This window comes from Arthrobacter cavernae (assembly GCF_017368795.1).
GTDB classification, from domain to species: Bacteria; Actinomycetota; Actinomycetes; order Actinomycetales; family Micrococcaceae; genus Arthrobacter; species Arthrobacter cavernae.
Genome location: NZ_JAFNLL010000002.1, coordinates 112,727 through 131,865 on the forward strand (window position 1 = coordinate 112,727; position 19,139 = coordinate 131,865).

At 66.7% G+C, this 19,139-nt stretch carries 13 protein-coding genes; 3 read left to right on the top strand and 10 right to left on the bottom strand.

Annotation, left to right across the window (positions count from 1 at the left end; translation table 11 throughout):
* Positions 1-3,594: a transcription-repair coupling factor gene (mfd, locus tag J1902_RS00515; RefSeq protein WP_207614540.1), complete on the bottom strand. Its 3,594-nt coding sequence runs from the start codon at positions 3,592-3,594 to the stop codon at positions 1-3.
* 254 nt (positions 3,595-3,848) lie between these two features.
* Here mfd and J1902_RS00520 point away from each other — a divergent pair, with 254 nt between their 5' ends.
* The 3 genes from J1902_RS00520 to nhaA all read left to right on the top strand — a co-directional run bounded on the left by J1902_RS00520 (position 3,849) and on the right by nhaA (position 5,954).
* Entirely contained in the window at positions 3,849-4,346 is a 498-nt protein-coding gene (locus tag J1902_RS00520; protein ID WP_207614235.1) for a DUF2505 domain-containing protein, read from the top strand.
* A 1-nt stretch (position 4,347) separates the two neighbouring features.
* Positions 4,348-4,569, top strand: coding sequence for an SCO4848 family membrane protein (locus J1902_RS00525; RefSeq protein ID WP_207614236.1), 222 nt, complete (start codon positions 4,348-4,350; stop codon positions 4,567-4,569).
* 74 nt (positions 4,570-4,643) lie between these two features.
* Entirely contained in the window at positions 4,644-5,954 is a 1,311-nt protein-coding gene (nhaA, locus tag J1902_RS00530) for a Na+/H+ antiporter NhaA (protein WP_207614237.1), read from the top strand.
* 14 nt (positions 5,955-5,968) lie between these two features.
* Here nhaA and sufU read toward each other — a convergent pair whose 3' ends face one another.
* The 9 genes from sufU to glmU all read right to left on the bottom strand — a co-directional run bounded on the left by sufU (position 5,969) and on the right by glmU (position 19,088).
* Positions 5,969-6,433: a Fe-S cluster assembly sulfur transfer protein SufU gene (gene sufU, locus J1902_RS00535; protein WP_207614238.1), complete on the bottom strand. Its 465-nt coding sequence runs from the start codon at positions 6,431-6,433 to the stop codon at positions 5,969-5,971.
* A 7-nt stretch (positions 6,434-6,440) separates the two neighbouring features.
* A complete protein-coding gene (locus tag J1902_RS00540) occupies positions 6,441-7,748 on the bottom strand; it encodes a cysteine desulfurase (RefSeq protein WP_207614239.1) in 1,308 nt (435 codons plus the stop codon).
* A gap of 113 nt (positions 7,749-7,861) precedes the next feature.
* A complete protein-coding gene (locus J1902_RS00545) occupies positions 7,862-8,809 on the bottom strand; it encodes a hypothetical protein (RefSeq protein ID WP_207614240.1) in 948 nt (315 codons plus the stop codon).
* A gap of 624 nt (positions 8,810-9,433) precedes the next feature.
* A complete protein-coding gene (locus J1902_RS00550; RefSeq protein WP_207614241.1) occupies positions 9,434-12,118 on the bottom strand; it encodes an AAA family ATPase in 2,685 nt (894 codons plus the stop codon).
* A 34-nt stretch (positions 12,119-12,152) separates the two neighbouring features.
* A complete protein-coding gene (locus J1902_RS00555; protein ID WP_242701415.1) occupies positions 12,153-14,681 on the bottom strand; it encodes a LuxR family transcriptional regulator in 2,529 nt (842 codons plus the stop codon).
* A gap of 344 nt (positions 14,682-15,025) precedes the next feature.
* The gene (gene pth / locus J1902_RS00560) at positions 15,026-15,610 is read right to left on the bottom strand and encodes an aminoacyl-tRNA hydrolase (protein WP_207614242.1); all 585 of its coding nucleotides are present in this window, start codon (positions 15,608-15,610) and stop codon (positions 15,026-15,028) included.
* A gap of 107 nt (positions 15,611-15,717) precedes the next feature.
* On the bottom strand, positions 15,718-16,284 hold the full coding sequence (locus J1902_RS00565) for a 50S ribosomal protein L25/general stress protein Ctc (RefSeq protein ID WP_207614243.1): 567 nt from the start codon (positions 16,282-16,284) through the stop codon (positions 15,718-15,720).
* 321 nt (positions 16,285-16,605) lie between these two features.
* Complete coding sequence (locus J1902_RS00570) at positions 16,606-17,586, bottom strand: ribose-phosphate diphosphokinase (protein ID WP_207614244.1); 981 nt, start codon at positions 17,584-17,586, stop codon at positions 16,606-16,608.
* A gap of 2 nt (positions 17,587-17,588) precedes the next feature.
* Complete coding sequence (gene glmU, locus J1902_RS00575) at positions 17,589-19,088, bottom strand: bifunctional UDP-N-acetylglucosamine diphosphorylase/glucosamine-1-phosphate N-acetyltransferase GlmU (RefSeq protein ID WP_207614245.1); 1,500 nt, start codon at positions 19,086-19,088, stop codon at positions 17,589-17,591.
* Between the last annotated feature and the right edge of the window lie 51 nt (positions 19,089-19,139).

A 19,139-nucleotide genomic window follows, 5' to 3' on the forward strand; every position in this document is an offset into this window, starting at 1 on the left:
TCAGCCCGCCTTCAGGGGTACATCAGTGAAGATCGCCGTGATGACGCCGTTGGCCCATTCGAGGATTTCGGCGTCCTGCAGGTCCCGGCCGCCGATCCTGGCGGTCTTCGGCTTGGGGATCAAGACGGCGTCGAGTGCCGGCTTGGACTGCGAACCCGGGTACATGCGGTTCAGGCGCATGGTCTTGGACTCCGGCAGCTGTGCCGGGGAGAACTTGATGAAGTTGCCCTGGAGCGCGACGTCGGACAGCCCGGCTTCGCGGGCACCCACCCGGAAGCGGGCCACTGAGATCAGGTTCTTGGCCGGCAGCGGCGGCTCGCCATATCGGTCCACAAGCTCGGCCAGGACCTCGTCGATGGCCGCGTTGGTGATGGCAGCGGCCAGCTTGCGGTAGGCCTCCAGGCGCAGCCGTTCGCCCGGCACGTAGTCGTGCGGCAGGTGGGCGTTGACCGGCAGCTCGATCTTCATCTCGGCTGCCTTTTCCTCGGCGTCGCCGCGGTACTCGGCTACGGCCTCGCCTACCAGGCGGATGTAGAGGTCAAAGCCGACGCCCTGGATGTGGCCGGACTGCTCGCCGCCCAGCAGGTTGCCGGCGCCGCGGATTTCGAGGTCCTTCATGGCCAGCTGCATGCCGGCGCCCAGCTCGTTGTGGGCTGCGACGGCCTTGAGCCGTTCCAGTGCCACCTCGCCCAAGGGTTTCTCCGAGGGGTACAGGAAGTAGGCGTAGGCGCGTTCGCGGCCACGCCCCACGCGGCCGCGCAGCTGGTGCAGCTGCGAGAGCCCGTACTTGTCCGCGCCGTCCACGATCAAGGTGTTGGCGTTGGAGATGTCCAGGCCGGTCTCGATGATGGTGGTGCAGACCAGGACGTCGAAGCGCTTCTCCCAGAAGTCCACAATGATCTTCTCCAGCCGGCTCTCGGACATCTGCCCGTGCGCCACCTCCACGCGGGCCTCGGGGACCAGCTCGCGGATCTGGGCAGCCGTCCGTTCGATCGAGGAGACGCGGTTGTGCACGAAGAAGACCTGGCCCTCGCGCATGAGCTCGCGCCGGATCGCGGCGGAGGCCTGCTTGTTGCTGTACGGGCCCACATAGGTCAGTACCGGGTGGCGTTCCTCCGGCGGCGTGGCCAGGGTGGAAGTCTCGCGGATGCCGGTGAGGGACATCTCCAGGGTGCGCGGGATGGGGGTGGCGCTCATGGCCAGGACGTCCACATTGGTGCGCATCTTCTTGAGCGCCTCCTTGTGTTCAACGCCGAAGCGCTGTTCCTCGTCCACGACCACCAGGCCCAGGTCCTTGAACTCGAAGTCCTTGGACAGGAGGCGGTGGGTGCCGATCACGACGTCGACGGAGCCGTTCTTGACACCCTCGGCAGTCTCCTTGGCCTCCTTGGCCCCCTGGAAGCGGGACAGCGGCTTGACGCGCAGCGGGAAGCCGGAGAACCGTTCCGTGAACGTCTCGTAGTGCTGCTGGGCCAGCAGCGTGGTGGGCACCAGCACGGCCACCTGCTTGCCGTCCTGCACGGCCTTGAAGGCGGCGCGCACGGCGATCTCCGTCTTGCCGTAGCCGACGTCGCCGGAGACCAGGCGGTCCATGGGGATCTCCCGCTCCATGTCCGCCTTGACCTCGTTGATGGTGGTCAGCTGGTCCGGCGTCTCCACATACGGGAAGGCTTCCTCCAGCTCGCGCTGCCAGGGCGTGTCCGGGGCGAAGGCGTGTCCGCGGGAGGCCATGCGGGCCGAGTACAGGCGGATGAGTTCGCCGGCGATTTCCTTGACGGCCTTGCGGGCCTTGGACTTGGTGCTGGCCCAGTCCGCGCCGCCCATCTTGCTCAGTGCCGGCGCGTCCCCGCCGACGTACCGGGTGACCTGGTCCAGCTGGTCTGTGGGCACGAAGAGCCGGTCGCCCGGCGCGCCGCGCTTGGACGGCGCGTACTCCAGGACGAGGTACTCGCGCAGGCCGGCGTCCCCCGCGGCGGACCCGGCCACCTTGCGCTGGATGAGTTCCACAAAGCGCCCGATGCCGTGCTGTTCGTGCACCACGTGGTCGCCCGCGTGCAGTTGCAGGGGATCGACGGTGTTGCGCCGCTTCGAGGGCATGCGGCGCATGTCCTTGGTGGAGCTGGCCGACGCGCGCCCCAGCAGGTCGGCTTCGGTGAGCAGCCCCAGTTTGAGGCTGTCCAGGACAAAACCGCGTCCGACGGCGGCCGTGGTCACCTCGATGATGCCCGGCTGCGGTTCCTTGTCCAGGGTGTCCACGCGGGCGCAGGGGATGTCGGCGTCGTGGAAGAGCTCGGCCAGGCGCTGGGCCGGTCCGGGCCCGTCCGTGACCACCACGATCCGCCACTGCTCCCGCACATGGGAGCCGATGAACTCGAGCATTTCCGCGACGTCGCCCTGGTAGCCGCGCGGTTCGCGGGCGTGCAGGTTCAGGACGTCGATCTCCAGGACGAGCTCCTCGTCGGTGGCCAGCGAGGTGATGGACCACCAGGACACGCCGTGCTCCAGCGCGGCGGTCCGCGTGTCCGTCAGGGAGCGGAAGCTCGCCGCGTGCAGGTCCGTCGACGCGCGGGACAACAGGTCAAGGGGCGCCGCACCGCCGTCGGACGCTGTTGACCAGGCGGCCTCCAAGAACTCCTCATTGGTGGCCGCGAGATCGTGCGCGCGCGTGCGGACCTTCTCCGGTTCGATCACGACGGCGAGGGAGCCTGCCGGGAGTTGGTCGACGAAGGGCACCATGGCGTCCACCAGCACGGGGGCCAGGGATTCCATGCCTTCCACGGCGATGCCGCCGGCGATCTTCTCCAGCATGTCTGCCGCGGCCGGGAGCTCCGCCTTGAGCTTGGCGGCCCGGGACATGACCGAGGGGGTGATCAGGATTTCGCGGCACGGCGGCGCGTGCAGCTCCGTGGGGTGGTGCATGCCGGGGGCGGACAGGGAACGCTGGTCGGCGACGGCGAACCAGCGCATCTGGTCCACCTCGTCGCCGAAGAACTCCACCCGGATGGGGTGGTCCTCGGTGGGCGGGAAAACGTCCAGAATGCCGCCCCTGACGGCGAATTCGCCCCGGCGCGTCACCATGTCCACCCGGGCGTAGGCCGCGTCCGCAAGGCTGCGCACAACGTCGCTGAAAGGCCGTTCCTGCCCTACCGCCAGCGTGACGGGGACCAGATCGCCCAGCCCCGCCACAATGGGCTGCACCACGGCGCGGACCGGCGCCACCACCACACGCAGGGAGGCCGTCGTCGAGGTTTCCGGGTGGGCCAGCCGGCGCAGCACCGAAAGCCGCCGGCCCACGGTGTCCGAGCGCGGCGAGAGGCGTTCGTGCGGGAGCGTTTCCCAGCTGGGGAAGGCCGCCACGGACTCCGCCGGGAGGTACGCGGCCAGGGCGGCGGTGAGGTCCTCGGCCTCGCGGCCCGTGGCCGTCACGGCCAGTACCACAGGCGCCCCCTCCTGCGCGGCCAGGCCATCGGCCATCTCCGCCAGCAGTGCGGCGCGCATGCCGGTGGGGGCACTGATCTGGTAGTCGGTGCTGCGGTTGCCGAAGTCCTTGGCTGCCTCCGGCCGCACCCTGGCAAACGAGCTGTCCTCCGCCATGGCCCGCCGCAGGCCGCCGAGGGCGCTGCCGTCACCGGACTTCGCGGAAGGGGCGTTCGCTGACGGATTATTCGTTGACGGGGCCGAGGACTGCTGGCCTTTGGGGCTCATGGATTGCTCTCCTGGAGTGGTGGCAGGCAACACGAAAACCCGCGATTCTCTCGAATCCCGGGTGGTCATAGCCTACCCCGCCCACCGCGTAGGATGTTTGGAGCTAAAACAGCTTCCCTACCCAATTCATCCACGGAGGACCCATGGCCCTGAGTGCAACCACCACCCTGCCGCACAGCGTTGACCGCGTCGCAGCGATCTTCGTCAACGAAGAATTCCTCCGGCACACGAGCGAGTTTGTGGGCGGCACCCTGGAATCGTTCACCATTGACGGCGACACTGCCGGCGCGTTCAGCACCACCGCTGTGCGCACCCTGCCCACCACCCGCCTGCCGGACATCGCCCGCAAGTTCGTCGGCGACAGCCTCACCGTCACGCAGAACGAGCAGTGGGATGCCCCCGCTGCCGACGGTTCCCGCGTCAGCAACATCACCATGAAGATCTCCGGCGCCCCGCTGGACGTCACCGCGGTCCAGCGTCTGGTGTCCGACGGCGGCAGCACCCGCGTTGAGCTCGAAGGCACCGTGTCCTCCTCGGTGCCGTTCCTGGGCGGCAAGATCGCCGACGCCGCCGAGCCCATGGTCGGCAAGGCCCTGAACATCCAGTCCCAGCAGGCCCAGGCCTGGCTCGAAAGCCACTAGCATGCAGATCCCCGCAATCCTGGGCTGGGTCCTGCTCGTTGCCGGCGCATGGTCCCTGGTGGTGTGGCCGCAGTTCCTGCGCCGCGTCATGAAGGACCCGCGCGCCCGCGACGCCGCAGGGAAGGCCACGAAGTTCCTCACAGTCCACGTCGTCCTGGTCACCATCTCCATGGTCCTGGGGCTCGCGACGGCGGCGATCGGGGTTGCGGGGCTGCTCGGCTAGACTGGTAGCTGGCGTGCCGGGAAGTCTGGTCGGTGGTTCGCATTGTCATGCCCGCACATCCCGCAAGGAGCCCCATGGCCAGACACACTTCGCCGCCGTCCCGCACAGAGCGCGTCTTCAGCCGCTCCAGCTATGCCGAATACCAGCGGGTCCTCGCGATCCTCCGCACGGAAACCGTGGGCGGAGCCCTGCTCCTGGCCGCCACGGTGCTCGCCCTCGCCTGGGCCAACTCCCCCGCCGCGGACAGCTACTTCGCCCTGCGCGACATCAAAATCGGCTTCGAACCCTGGCACCTTGAGCTGAGCCTGGGCCACTGGGCCTCCGACGGCCTGCTGGCCGTGTTCTTCTTCCTGGCCGGCCTGGAGCTCAAGCGCGAATTCGTGGCTGGCGACCTCCGCAAGCCGGCCAAAGCCATCGTCCCGGTGGCCGCGGCCGTGGGCGGCGTGGCCGTACCAGCCATCATCTACGCCGTGGTCAACCTGGGCTCCGGAGCAGAGGCGCTCAAGGGCTGGGCCATCCCCACCGCCACGGACATCGCTTTTGCCTTGGCGGTCCTGGCCGTCATCAACACGCACCTGCCGGCGGCGCTCCGGACCTTCCTCCTGACCCTGGCCGTGGTGGATGACCTGCTGGCCATCGGCATCATCGCCTTCTTCTATTCCACAGGCCTCCAGCCGCTCATGCTCCTGGCTGCGCTGGTTCCGCTGGGCCTCTTCACCTTCCTGGTCCAGAAGCGCATCCGCAGCTGGTACCTGCTGGTGCCGCTGGCCCTTGCCACCTGGGGATTCGTCCACGCGTCCGGAATCCACGCCACAGTGGCCGGAGTGCTCCTGGCCTTCGCAGTTCCCGTGTTCGCCTCGGGCAAGAAGGGCGAACCCGCCGAGGGCCTGGCCGAAAGCTTCGAGCACAGGCTGCGCCCATTCTCCGCAGGCTTCGCCGTGCCCGTCTTCGCCTTCTTCTCGGCGGGCGTGGCCCTGGGCGGTGCGGAGGGCATGGCCGCCGCCTTCAGCGACCCGGTGGCCATCGGCATCGTGACGGCACTGGTGGCGGGCAAAACCATCGGCGTTTTCGGCACCACGTTCCTGGTCACCAAGACAACGCGGGCAAGCTTGGATGCCAGCCTCGCCTGGATCGACCTCGCAGGCGTGGCGGTCCTGGCCGGCGTCGGATTCACCGTCTCGCTGCTGATCGGCGAGCTCAGCTTCGGTCTCGGCTCGGCGCACAACGACCACGCCAAGGTGGCCATCCTAGGCGGTTCCCTGCTCGCGGCGCTGCTCGCCGCCGTCGTGCTCAAGGCCCGGAACCGGCACTACCGACGGGTGCAGGCCGAAGAGCAAAGGGACGACGACGGCGACGGCGTGCCGGACGTTTTCGCCCGTTCCTGAGCCGGGTTGGGCGCCTAGTTTTGCTGCCCCGCGACGGCCTGGGCCAGCGCGTCCTCCGCGGCAACCCAGGAGATCATGGCGCACTTGACCCGGGCCACGTAGCGGGCCACGCCTTCAAAGGCTGCGGCATCGCCCAAGACTTCCGGATCCGCGGTGATCTTGCCGCGAGAACGCAGCATGTCGCGGAAAGTGTCGATGATGTGCGTGAACTCCGCGACTTCCAGGCCTTCGGCCAGGTCGGTCAGGACCGACGCCGAGGCCATGGAAATGGAGCAGCCGGCGCCGTCCCAGCGCAGTTGGCTGACCCGGCCGCCCTGCACCGCGACGCGCACCGTGATCTCGTCCCCGCATGTGGGATTGAGCTGGTGCGACTGGCCCTTGGTGGCGCCCTCCGGCGCTTCGACCATGGTGAGGCCGTCGCCGTGGCGGCTCTTGGAATGGTCCAGGATGATCTGCTGGTACAGCTGTTCAAGGCTCATGGTGTTCCTACGCTCCGAAGAATCCGCGCACGCCCGCGACGGCCTGGATGAGGGCGTCGACGTCGTCGGTGGTGTTGTACAGGTATGTGCTGGCCCGGGTGGTGGCGGTCAGGCCGAGGCGCCGGTGCAAGGGCTGGGCGCAGTGGTGGCCGACGCGGACGGCGATGCCCTGGTTGTCGAGGTACTGCCCGACGTCGTGAGCGTGGACGCCGTCGACGTCGAACGCGGCCAGGCCGATACGCTCGATCCCCGCGGCAGGCCCCACCACGCGGACGCCCGGGATCCCGCTGAGGCCCTCCACGAGGCGCCGGCCCAGGACCATCTCCCACTCGTGGATGCGGTCGATCCCGGTTTCCGTCAGGTAGTTGACGGCGGAGGCCAGCGCGATGGCCTGGGAAATCTTCTGGGTTCCGGCTTCGAAGCGCTGCGGCGCGGGCAGGAACGCAGCCTTCTCCATGGTGACGGTGGTGATCATGGACCCGCCGGTGAGGAAGGGGGGCATGGCGTTCAGGAGCGCAGATTTGCCGTACAGCACGCCGATGCCCGTGGGGGCCAGCATCTTGTGGCCGGATAGCACGGCGAAGTCGACGTCGAGTGCCTTGACGTCCAGCGGCATGTGCGGGGCCGACTGGCAGGCATCCAGGACCACCAGGGCCCCGACGGCACGGGCCAGCGCCACGAGCGCGGTCACGGGGTTGATCGTGCCCACGACGTTCGAGGCGTGCGCGAAGGCAAGCACCTTCGTCCGGCCGCCGATGATCCGGGCGGCCTCCTCCAGGTCGAGGACCCCGTGATCGTCCACGGGGATGTAGCGGACCACAGCCCCGGTGCGCTGCGCCAGCTGCTGCCAGGGGATGAGGTTGGCGTGGTGTTCCATCTCGGTGACCACGATTTCGTCCCCGGCGGACAGCCCGAAGCGGGCTGCCTCGGGATCGGCGCCGGGCAGGGAAGCGTTCAGGAAGGAATAGCTCAGGAGGTTCAGGCCCTCGGTGGCGTTGGAGGTCCAGATGACCTCGTCCCACTCCGCGCCGATGAAGGCCGCAACCGTGCTCCGGGCGTCCTCGAAGGACTCCGTCGCCTCGACTGCAAGGTAGTGGGCGCCGCGGTGGACGGCGGAGTTGCGCTGCTCGTAGAACTCCTGCTCGGCCTCGATGACGCTGAGGGGATTCTGTGAGGTGGCGCCGGAATCCAGATAGATGAGAGGCTTGCCGTTGACCGTCTGCTGCAGGATGGGGAAGTCGTTGCGGATACGCAGGACTTCCTCGTTGCCAAGGGAAGCAAGCGGGTCGAGAACGTGGGCCGGAGTGGCAACCATGGCGAAGGCTCCTGAAGCGACAGGTAGGTGACCTCGGACGCCGCGGCCGGGGCCGGGCGAATTAAGTCACATGGACTGAAGCTAATTATCCCACGGCGGACCCGGCGGGCCGTTCAGCCAGTTACCCCGCCCCGCCCGTCACCTTCGTTGAGCCATTCTGCAGGTCCTGTTGCCGCCAGTGTGGAGATATCCTCTGCGGAGTACAGGGTCCGGATCCAACGGTCATTGCCGCGATGGGTACCGTTGACGCCGCTGGGCGCTCTGGCATGGCTTCCCGGGATCACCGGGAAACGGTGGGACTTGGCCTCCACCTGGCGTGTCTGGATTCCGGCACGCAGGGCCACCCAGTTCAGCCAGATGTCGTCGGCGCCGGGGCATACGTCCATGAACAGCTCGCCGCGGTTCCTGAGTTCGCGCTGCATCGCCGGCGGGTAGATGACGCCGTAGACGCCCATGGCGAGGTTGTTGAAACCGGGGCGCGTGTCGCGCCGTCGCGACCACGCCTCGTACTGGGTAATGCTTCCGCGATTGGTGCCGATCACGCTGACCCAGTGCCCGTGGACCATGTCCGGGTAGCGGCTGTTGGCCTCCACGAGCGATTGGAGCCATCGCGGCGGGTAGACGATGTCGTCGTCCGCCGTGACCAGCGGGCTCACGGGATCGCAGGCCCCGGCCACGCAGGGGTAGTACTTGGTGTGCGGGCCGAAGTTGCGCGAGAAGCGCACTTCCACGCCGCGCCGCTGCAGCCGCCGCAGTCCCGGCTGTTCGGACTTGAGCAGGGCAGGGTCATCCAGCCAGAGGATCAGCCGCCGCGGCCTGACGGTTCCCCGGGCGATCGATTCCAGGGCCAAGTCCACGGTGCGGAAGCGCTGGCCGTAGGTGGTCATGGAGACCACGACGTCGGCAGTTCCGGCCACGGGGTCACGCGTCAAGATGTTGCGCAGCCGCAAATGGGCCACACCGAGGTAGGCGCGCATCCGCTTTGACGCTTTCCTGACGCGCCGCACGGTGACACGGGTCAGCCGATCCGGGCCTGCGGGCTTGAGCATGGTGCCGGTCATGCCGGGGACTGCCCTTCACAAGCGGGGATCGCTGTTGCCGATACAAGGTTGAAGCAGGCCTTGTCCAAGCCTGCCCGGTTTTTACTCCGTGCTTGGAAGTCGTCGAGGGCGTCGATGTCACTCCTGCCCGGACCGGAGTGAGGGAGCCGGCGGCGGCTGGGGGGCAGAGCCTTGGTCTCAGAAGACTCTATCGCCGCCGGCTCCGTTGTAGGGGCGCCGCTGTCCGCTCGCGGGAGCAGGACAGCGCGCCGGATAAGAACTTGAGTCCGGATATTCACGGATGGAAAGCAGACGACTACTGCGGCATCGGACGGCATGTGCCGCACGGCGGCATCGTGCAGCGACCTGAGGTCATTGCGGATGTGAGATGAAGAGGCGTGCATGTCGAGACCTTTTCCGCGCTGTTTCGTGGCTGCGTTCAGTCAACCGCGCAAAGCCCCCGGGTACAACCGTAACCACTACTCGTCTTCAGGGCTTCATCGGCGGCACCACTGCGTTCGAGTACTCAAGTCCCGCTACTGGCCGGCCGGAATTACTTGCCTGCTACTCGGATTAGTAACTCCATTGGACGCATATTCCCGTGGCGCTTGGGTGCCCGGAAGGCGACGCGCCGGCCCCGGCAAGTCAGAGGCCGCGGGCCCCTTCCAGCTCTTCGCGCCGCCTGATGCCAAGTTTCGCGTAGCTACGGTAAAGGTGTCCCTCCACTGTGCGGACGGAGACCATGAGCCGTTCCGCGATCTGGCGGTCTGTCAGCCCTTCGATGGCCAAGGCAATGATGTCCCGCTCCCGACGGGTCAGCTGGACCTGGGCAGCCTGCGCGGGTCCGGCCACTGCACCCGGCCTCTTGCCAAGATCGTGGTCGCACTGCCCCTGCCGGATGACGGCCTGACGGGCGCCGCTCTGCTCGCCTGCGGCCTTGTAGAGGTTGGCTGCGTGCGCGAAGCCATCCCGTGCCATCCGCATCATGCCCAGGGCGGCCACCGACTCGGCGGCTTTCATCGCTGTGTCAGGGTCCCGCGTCCCGCGTGCCGAAGCAAAGTGCGACCACGAGCTGGCCCACGGTCCCGTCATGGTCGAGGTCAGCTCCAGGGTTTGGTCCACAGCTGCCCCGCTCCCAATCTCCAGCCACAATGACAATGCCTGGAGGCGGGCACTGGCCGGCAAGGAGGGAGAAACGGAATCCAGCAAATCCTGTAGGCCCGCCACCCCTGCCCCGTCCCGGTTTAGGACCTCTCCGGTTGCCGTGGCGAAGGTGGGCCCCAGGCACCAGTCCGGTCCGCGCCCCGGTCCGCGGAAACCGCGGGATTCGTCGAACAGGACCTGGGCCTGTTGCCGCTCCCCGGCACGCACTGCCGCATAGGCTGCAGCGCCGACGGCACAGCGCAGGAGCTGTTGGGGGTCGTTCAGGCGCAGGGCCTCGACGGCCGGGCGGAGAAGCTTGAACGCGGCATCGAACCGCCCCTGCCGAATCAGCGCCAGGCCCCGGAAATACTGGACGCTTCCACCAAATGTCGTCAGCCCGGGACCTGCCTCGGCTTCATAGCCTGCCAGGATCTTCTCAGTTTGAACCCAGTCCCCCGAGTCCACGGCGGCCGCGGCCCGGCGGTAGAGCACGAACTCCCGGATGAAGAACAGTTCTTCAGGATCATCGATAACAAGCTCTGCAGCCTGGTTGGCCTCGGCCAGCGCCTGGACGGGGTCCCCTTCGGCGCGCAGGACATCAGAGCGCATGCACAGCAGGAAGGCGCTGAGAACATCTTGTTTCCGGTCCTCGACGCCGGTCAGGAGCACGGGCCCCAGTTCCTGCAGCAGGCCGGCCAGGCCCTGGAAGTCTCCCGCCATGTCCAGGTCCAGGAGCTGCACCACGGGCCCGGGAAGCGGAGCTTGCGCGGTCACGGAGCGGGGCGCACTGGCACGCTGCCCGGTTCCCCTGCCCACCGGCAGTCCGAAGCCACCGGGCTGGGCAGCGGCCACTGCGGTTCGGATGCTGGCCTCCAACAGCACAGCTCCGGCAGGGGCCATGCTGTCGCTGTGGCCCGGGAAGCCGTCCAGTTTGCTGGCTTCAAGGGCCCGCTCGGCCTTCGAGTATTCCCCCGAGCTGAAGTACGCACGCGCGGCGGCGGCGCGGCCCTGCTGCCAGGGTCCGGGGTCATGGATCCGCGCCGCCAGGTTGATTGCAGCCTCGTTTTGAAACGTCCTCGCGGCATGGATGGCGGCCTTGAGCAGCTGGTTGTCGGGGACCTTGACTCCCGATTCAACCGACCAGGCCACCATCCGGAGCAGCGCGGCCTCGGAACCCGGCTGGCTGTCGAGGTAGCTGATGAGCTGCTGGCGCAGCTGCAGGCTGCGCGATGACGAGACCATGCTGCGTATTGCCTGCCCGTACACGGCGTGGCGGAGCCTCAGCTGTTCCCCGCCGTCGGCGGACATTTCCACGAGCTGGCTGTCCACCAGTGCCTGGACCATGTCGGCACCGGACGTTGCCTCCAGGGCCGACAGACTCACCGGTTCGGCGAGGGCAATCATGGTGAGGGCCTCGCGTTCCTGCGGGGTGCGTCGCAAGAGCTGGTTCCGCACGGACCCTGTCAATGCGGGCCCCCCTGTGGCCAAGGGCCCTGCCAGCAGCCAGACGCCGTTGTTGCGTACGATGCTTCCGTTGGCCCGTCCGTCCTCGAGCAGGCAGTTGAGCAGCATCGGATTGCCCTCGGAGGCGGTCCACAGCATGTGCGTGGTGCTCGGCAGGACCGGCCCGCCGAGGATATGTTCGGCGACGTCGTTGACGTCATCCCGGCCCAGCGGCTCCAGGTCGAAGCGTTCCGCCATGCTGTCGTACCAGAGCTGCATCAGCGACGGCGGCAGGCCCGGCCGTGGCCGGCACGATACCACCACCTTGGCCCAGTTGGCTGTGATGAGGTCAACGATCACATTGGCTGTTGCGGAATCCAGCTCGTGGGCATCATCGACCAGCAACAGCAACGGCAGCTCACGGCCGGCGCGAAGCCGCTCGAACTGGGCCCAGAAAGCGCGCAGGATGGCCACATGGGAACTCGTGGGGTCTTCCGGCAGGTCCACCAGGTAGGGTGCCAGGACGCCGTAAGGAACGTTGGCCAGCGAGGGACTGCCGTGAACGCGCATGATGATCATTTCGTCCGCCAGGTCCTGGGCGATCGCCTCCGCCAAGGCCGACTTGCCGAGGCCGGGTTCTGCCACGAGCAGCACGGCTCCCGTGGCGCCGCTGCGCAGTGTCTCCGTGGCCGCGTCGACATAGTGCCGGCGCCCTACGAACGGGCGGGGGCGGACCGGATTCAAATCAGCAAGGCCGCCCGGGCCCGTGTCCGTTTCCCTAGATGAGGCCAAGGAGATCACGCCGCGAGGACACGCTCAGCTTGGCAAACACCTGATACAAATGGCCTTCGACCGTCCGCACGGAGACGCCGATGTCCCTCGCGATGTCCCGGTTCGACACGCCCCGCCCCGCGAGGCGGGCAATCTGCCGCTCGCGCTCCGTCAATAGCGGAGCGTTGCCCTGCGGCACCACCGGGAGCTCGACAACCAGCTCCGAGAGCCGGTCCAGCCTCGCCTGGGCCAGCCGTGACGTGGTTTGGTCCGACGCCAGCCGCGCATAGTCAAGTGCCAAGGCCACGCAGCGGGCCTCCATGGCATCAAGTTCCAGCCTCGCTGCGAGATCGGCGGCCTCCATCATGAGGCGGGAACTGTGGCCCAGGCTGCCCTTGGCCATCAGGGAGGACATCCGTGCCAGCGACCCTTGACGGCGGGCAGCGACCTGTTCCATCAGCAGGAAATCCTCATCCCGGCCATTGACCGTGGCCCCTACCAGGTTGATTCCCGCGACGGCGTAGCGCTGCTGGGCAATATCTTCCTTGGCGGCGCTGACCAGACGTTCCCTGGCATCGGGTTCGCCGAGCCAGCGGCGGGCCATGTTCGTGCAGAATTCCCGTGCCCAGTTGGTCACGAAGCCGCCAGCCCACCCGTCCGCGCCTTCCAATGACAAGTACTTGTAGGCGTTGGTGGAATCACCGATCTGGGCATAGGCGAACGCCGTGGCCGCGTAGGCAAGAGGGAGAAGATTCATGACGGGCCGGTGTTCCAGCTGCGCTGCGGCCGGCAGCAATGATTCAAGTGCCTCGGGTCCGCGACCGGCGAACAACTTGGCCATGCCGATTGCGAGTTCCAGGACGGCACCGCGGTATTGCAGTTCCGAAGGCGTGGCTGCCGGACCGGAAGCGAGGATCCGCAGGCAGCTGCGCCAATGCCCCGCGGCCAGGGTTGCGCAGAAGGCGCGCAGCCGGTAGTGCTCCCAGAATGCCCCGGGGCTGGGCGCCTCGGCGATCCGCTGCGCTGTCGCTTCACTGAGACGGAGCGCGTCCATTTCGCGCCCCGTCATGGCATAGGCCTCTATCAGGATGATGCTGCTGTGAATGCTGTGCGAAAGGTGGGGCACCGTACAGTCTGCCGCCGCCATTTCCAGCCGCTCCATCACCCGCATGTACTCTCCGGTGTGGGCGGCGTGGACAAACTCTTCAAGGTCGAGGCGGCGGACCGCCCGCCCGTGCTCCTCGCTTTCCGTGTCCTTCCCGAGCCGCTCCAGCCGTTCCCGGGCCGCGTCAAGGACGTGGGGAACCAGTCCGGACTGCCCGGCCACCCCCCGCATGGCGGCGCAGCGCACTCCCGTATAGGCCGCCAGTTCATTGATCGGCAGGGCATCGAGCTGCTCGTCTGAGACATCCTCCACCGCAGCCAAGGCTTGCTTGCTGTCGGACAGAAGAATGTACGCAGCGGCCTTTTCCCGCTGTCCCCCGGCCCACTCCGCGTCGGACCTGCGGATGCTCTCAGCACATTTGATGGCGAACACGGGATCGAACAACCGGACGGAAGCCCGCGCTGCAGCGAGGGCATGCGCCGGGTCGAGTTCCACCTGGCAGTCATGCGCCCACGCTGCATAGACCATGAGATCTTCTGCCGTCATGTCGGCAAGAGCGGGTTCGTTGTGCTCGAGCAACTTTTCCCGCAGCTTGCGCCGGCGCGGCACCGTCAGCCAGCCACGGACAATGTCCGACATGTACTGCAGCCGTAACGAGATCCAACGTTCGGCGCAGTCGTCCACACGCAGCAAGCCCGATTCCTCCATGTCCGCCAGGGTCTTGGCGTTGTACACGCTGGCCAGGACCGCCAGCGGCACCCGCCGGGCGCAGGCCAGCATTTCAATGACTTCCTTGGCTTCCCGGGTCTCCCGGGACCACCTGGATCGTACGATCTCCTCGAGGCCGTGGCCTCCCTCCAACACCACGTCGCCCCGCAAGGTCCACACGGAGTTGACCAGTACAAGGTTTCCGCGCTGCCGCTGTTCGGTAACGATGGATTCCAGCAGCAGCGGGTTGCCGCCCGTCATCGCGTGAAGATTGCTGGTGAGCGCCTTGGTGAGGCGGTGTCCGAGCATGGCAGAAAGGAGTTCACCCGTCTGTTGCTGCGTGAGTGTTTCCAGGGTGACCTCGGAGAGCCGGCCGTCCTGGACCAACCAGTGGAAGTCCGCAGGCAGGTCGCCGACGTGCGGCGCAATGGCGATAATACGGGCAGTTCCCGTTATTAGAATGTTCATGAGGACGCCGGTGCTCATGTCGTCCATCCCCACCGGGTTGTCGACCACAATCACCACGTCACGGCCGCCGGCATCCTGCCGCAGCATGGCCGTGATGCCTTGGAGGATCCCGGTGGGCGAGCCCAGGTACTTCTGCGGGAGCCGGGCAAGCATGAAACCGAAGGCGCCGTAGGCAGATGCGTTGTCCGTGGTCGGTGTGCGCAGGTGAAGGACATGGGGCGCTTCGTCCAGGGAGGCAACCACCAAGTGGCTCATGGAGGTTTTTCCCACTCCATGAGCACCGGTAATGATGACGCCCAGACAATCAGGGGCGGTCAGTGCGGCTTTGACGCGTTCAAGCTCGCTGCCCCTTGCGGCAACCGACCATTTCAGGTGGTTCCCGGGCTTCACATGTCCTGTTTCAACTGGATCCAACGCGACAGAAGCATCGCCCCAGCTATGCATCTCCCTTGACATTCAGTTTCCTTAGCTACCCCTGCAGGCATTGGCCCCCAGGCCTGCCTCCGCTTATGAGAAGAGTACCCCTTAGCCTTCCAAGTAAGTAGACGTTGCCACACCCCTTGGGCCAACACTAGTATTCGGGCAGGAGCGCCCGGAAATTAGGCCTTCACGGGATGGAAACGCTGCTGGGCGGCCAGCAGTCCCTCCTTCATGAGGATTTCCACTGCGTCTGCTGCCTCATCGAGAAGAAATGGCAGCTCCTTCTTTTCAGCCGTGGCGAAATCCTTGAGCACATAGTCCGCGGTATCCATGCGTCCGGGCGGCCGGCCGACGCCCACGCGCACGCGGAGGTAGTCCTTCGTGGCCAGGGCCTTGGAGATGTCGCGGAGTCCGTTGTGACCACCTTCGCCCCCGCCGAGCTTCAGCTTGACCGTGTTGAAGGGTATGTCGATTTCGTCATGCACGGCGATCACGTGGTCCGGTGCGATGTCGAAGAACTTGCTGAGGCCTGCCACGGGGCCGCCCGAGACATTCATGTACGTCATGGGCTTGGCCAGCACGACGCGGGGTCCGCCGATGCCCAGCCGCCCCTCCACCACCTGCGCCCGTGACTTGTGCGCCTTAAAGCTTCCGCCGGTGCGCGAGGCGAGTTCGTCGAGCACCATCTGGCCCACGTTGTGGCGGTTGTGGCTGTACTCGTTTCCGGGGTTGCCAAGGCCGACGATCAGCCAGGTGTCTGTCATGGACTCATCCTAAGGAAAGGTTCGCTGGGGGCAGGGTAAAGAAAGTGGCCGGACCCCACGGGGGCCCGGCCACTCAAAGGCTGTGCGCCTCGGCTAGTCGGAAAGGACTAGGCGGATGCTGCTTCGCCGGCAGCTTCGCCTGCAGCCTCGGAGATGCGGACCACCAGGGCTTCACCATCGGAGAGCAGTGCGGAACCCTGCGGCAGGATGAGGTCCGAAGCGTGGATGTTCTCGCCGGCCTTGCGGCCTGCAATGCTGACCTCAACGGAAGTCGGCAGGTGCGTGGCTTCGGCTTCCAGGGAAACCGTGGTGGCTTCCTGACTGGCAACGGCGCCCGGAGCAACTTCGCCGGTGATGTGGACGGCCACGTCTACGGTGACCTTTTCGCCGGCCTGGACGGTCTGCAGGTCAATGTGCTCGATGATCTGCTTGATCGGGTCGCGCTGGATGTCCTTGACCATGGCCAGGTGCAGTTCGCCGTCGACGTCGACGGACAGCAGGGCGTTGGAAACACGGACGGCCAGGGTGGTGGCACGGCCCGGAAGGTTGATGTGGATGGGCTCGGCACCGTGGCCGTAGATGACTGCCGGGATCTTGCCGGCTTCGCGTGCACGGCGGGCGAAGCCCTTGCCGAATTCGGTGCGCAGTTCTGCGGTGAGCTTCTGCTCAGACATGTGTACTCCTTGATTACTGGCGCCCGGCACTGTGCAGGGCAAGTCGATCAGCAAGGGCGGAGGTCTGTGGGACCTTCTACGCCCGGCAGGAAACCGACTGCAGCAGCAGCCGCCCGCCTTCGTTGAAGGAGATTCAGACCCAGTCGATAACGGAGACCCGCAACCCTGATTCACAAAATGCGAACCGGATGTGCTCTCCCTCGCCAAGGTATCCCCAAAATCTTAGCAGCGGGTCACCCGTATAGGGAAAACGAGTACTGAAAACGGGCCATCCGCACGCCCGGAGGCTGCGGATGGCCCGTTGAAGGTCAGTCCTGGATGTCAGGCGTTGCCGTCGAAGAGGCTGGTGACGGACCCGTCGTCGAACACTTCGCGGATGGCGCGGGCGATCAATGGTGCGATCGACAGCACGGTGAGCTGCGGGAAGCGCTTCTCGGCGGGGATGGGGAGCGTGTTGGTGACGACCACTTCGCGGGCACCGGATTCGGCCAGGCGCTGGGCGGCCGGTTCGGAGAACACTGCGTGGGTGCAGGCGATGATGACGTCCTTTGCGCCGGCGTTCTTGAGGACCTGGACGGCACCGGAGATCGTTCCGCCGGTGTCGATCATGTCATCGATCAGGACACAGGTGCGGCCTTCGATCTGGCCCACCACGGTCTTGGAAACGGCCTGGTTCGGCACTGTCAGGTCGCGGCTCTTGTGCACGAAGGCCAGCGGGGCACCGCCCAGGCGTTCGGCCCACTGCTCGGCCACGCGGACACGGCCGGTGTCGGGCGAGACAACAGTGATGTTGTCCGCTTCCACACGCGTACGGATGTAGTCGGCCAGCAGCGGGATCGCCATGAGGTGGTCCACGGGGCCGTCGAAGAAGCCCTGGATCTGCGAGGTGTGCAGGTCCACGGACATGATGCGGTCGGCGCCTGCGGTTTTGTAGAGGTCTGCCACGAGACGGGCGGAGATGGGCTCGCGGCCGCGGCCCTTCTTGTCCTGGCGGGCGTACGGGTAGAACGGCGAGACCACGGTGATCCGCTTGGCCGACGCGCGCTTGAGCGAGTCGATCATGATCAGCTGCTCCATGAGCCAGTTGTTCAGTGGGGCCGGGTGGGCCTGGATCACGAAAGCGTCGGTACCGCGGACGCTCTCTGCCGAGCGGACGTAGATTTCCCCGTTGGCGAAGTCATAGGCGTCAATGGGCAGGAGTTCGGTTTCCAGCTCCTTGGCGATTTCCTGCGCCAGCTCCGGATGTGCCCTTCCGGCGGCGAGAACCAGTTTCTTCTCGCCGTGTGCGGTAATTTCGCTCATGCCTATTTGCCCTCTTCTGTGGTTGCCGGGGATTGTGAGGATTGGGGGGCGGCGGTCAGCCGGGCATCCTGCGCAGCCTGGGCCAGCTGCGCCGAGTTGCTGCCCTGGCGGTTCTTCAGGACCCAGCCGTCGGCGTTCCGCTGGGCGGCCAGGCTCACGGCCAGCGCTCCGGGCGGAACATCCTTGCGGATGATGGTGCCGGCGCCGCTGTAGGCGCCATCGCCGACAGTCACCGGAGCCACAAAGACGGTGTTGGAGCCGGTGCGGACACCGGAGCCGATCACGGTGCGATGCTTCTTCTCACCGTCGTAGTTGGCGGTGATGTTGCCGCAGCCGATATTGGTGTCCTCGCCGATTTCGGCGTCGCCCGCATAGCCGAGGTGGGACAGCTTGGAGCCACGGCCGATGGTCACGTTCTTGGTCTCGTAGAACGCGCCGATCTTGCCCGTCTCGCCCAAGACGGTGCCCGGGCGGAGGTAGGTGAACGGGCCTACGCTGGCCTTGGCGCCGATCGTGGAACCGGAGCCGTGCGTGCGGGTCACCTTGGCGGCCTCGCCCACCACCACGTCAGTCAGCGTGGTGTCAGGGCCGACGACGGCGTCGCGCGCCACCGTGGTGGTGCCGTGCAGTTGGGTGTTCGGCAGCAGGCGGACGTCCTCGTCGAGGGTTACGGTGGCATCGATCCAGGTGGTGGCCGGATCAACCACGGTCACACCGGAACGCATCCACGCCTCGATGATGCGGCGGTTGTGCTCGGCGCCCAGCGCCGACAGCTGGATGCGGTCGTTCGCGCCCTCAACCTGCCAGCGGTCTTCGGTGACGACGGCGGAAACCCGGCCTCCGGCGTCGCGCGCCAGGCCGAGAACGTCGGTGAGATACATCTCGCCCTGGGCGTTGTCCGTGGTGACCTGGGCCAGTGCCGTGCGCAACATGGAGGCTTCAAAGGCGTAGATGCCGGAGTTGACCTCACGGATGGCGCGTTCGGCGTCGGAAGCATCCTTGTGTTCGCGGATGCCGGTCACAGTGCCGTCCGCAGCACGCAGGATACGGCCGTAGCCGGTGGCGTCGTCCAGCACGGCCGTGAGGACGGTGACCGCGTTGTTTTCGGCTTCGTGGGCGGCCACGAGTTCGCTGAGCAGTCCGCCGGTCAGGAGGGGAACGTCACCATAGGTGACCACGACGGTGCCGCTCAGTTCGCCACGGGCGTCGAGGGCTTCCAGTGCCATCTGGACGGCGCGGCCGGTGCCCGGGACGTCGTCCTGGTCCACGATGACGGCCGCGGGATCCAGGGCGGAGACATGGGCTGCGACGAGGTCGCGTTCGTGGCGGACCACGAGGGCCAGCTGACGGGGGGCAATGGAACGGGCGGCGAGGAGCGCGTGGCCCACCATGGAGCGGCCGCCGATTTCGTGGAGAATCTTGGGAGTCCGCGATTTCATCCGCGTACCGGCACCTGCAGCCAGAACGATCACTGCGGCGGGGCCGGTGGTTTCGGGGCTCACGTACGGGCTCTCCTTGCTCGGTATTCTCCGGGGGCAAACCGGCTTCGGCAC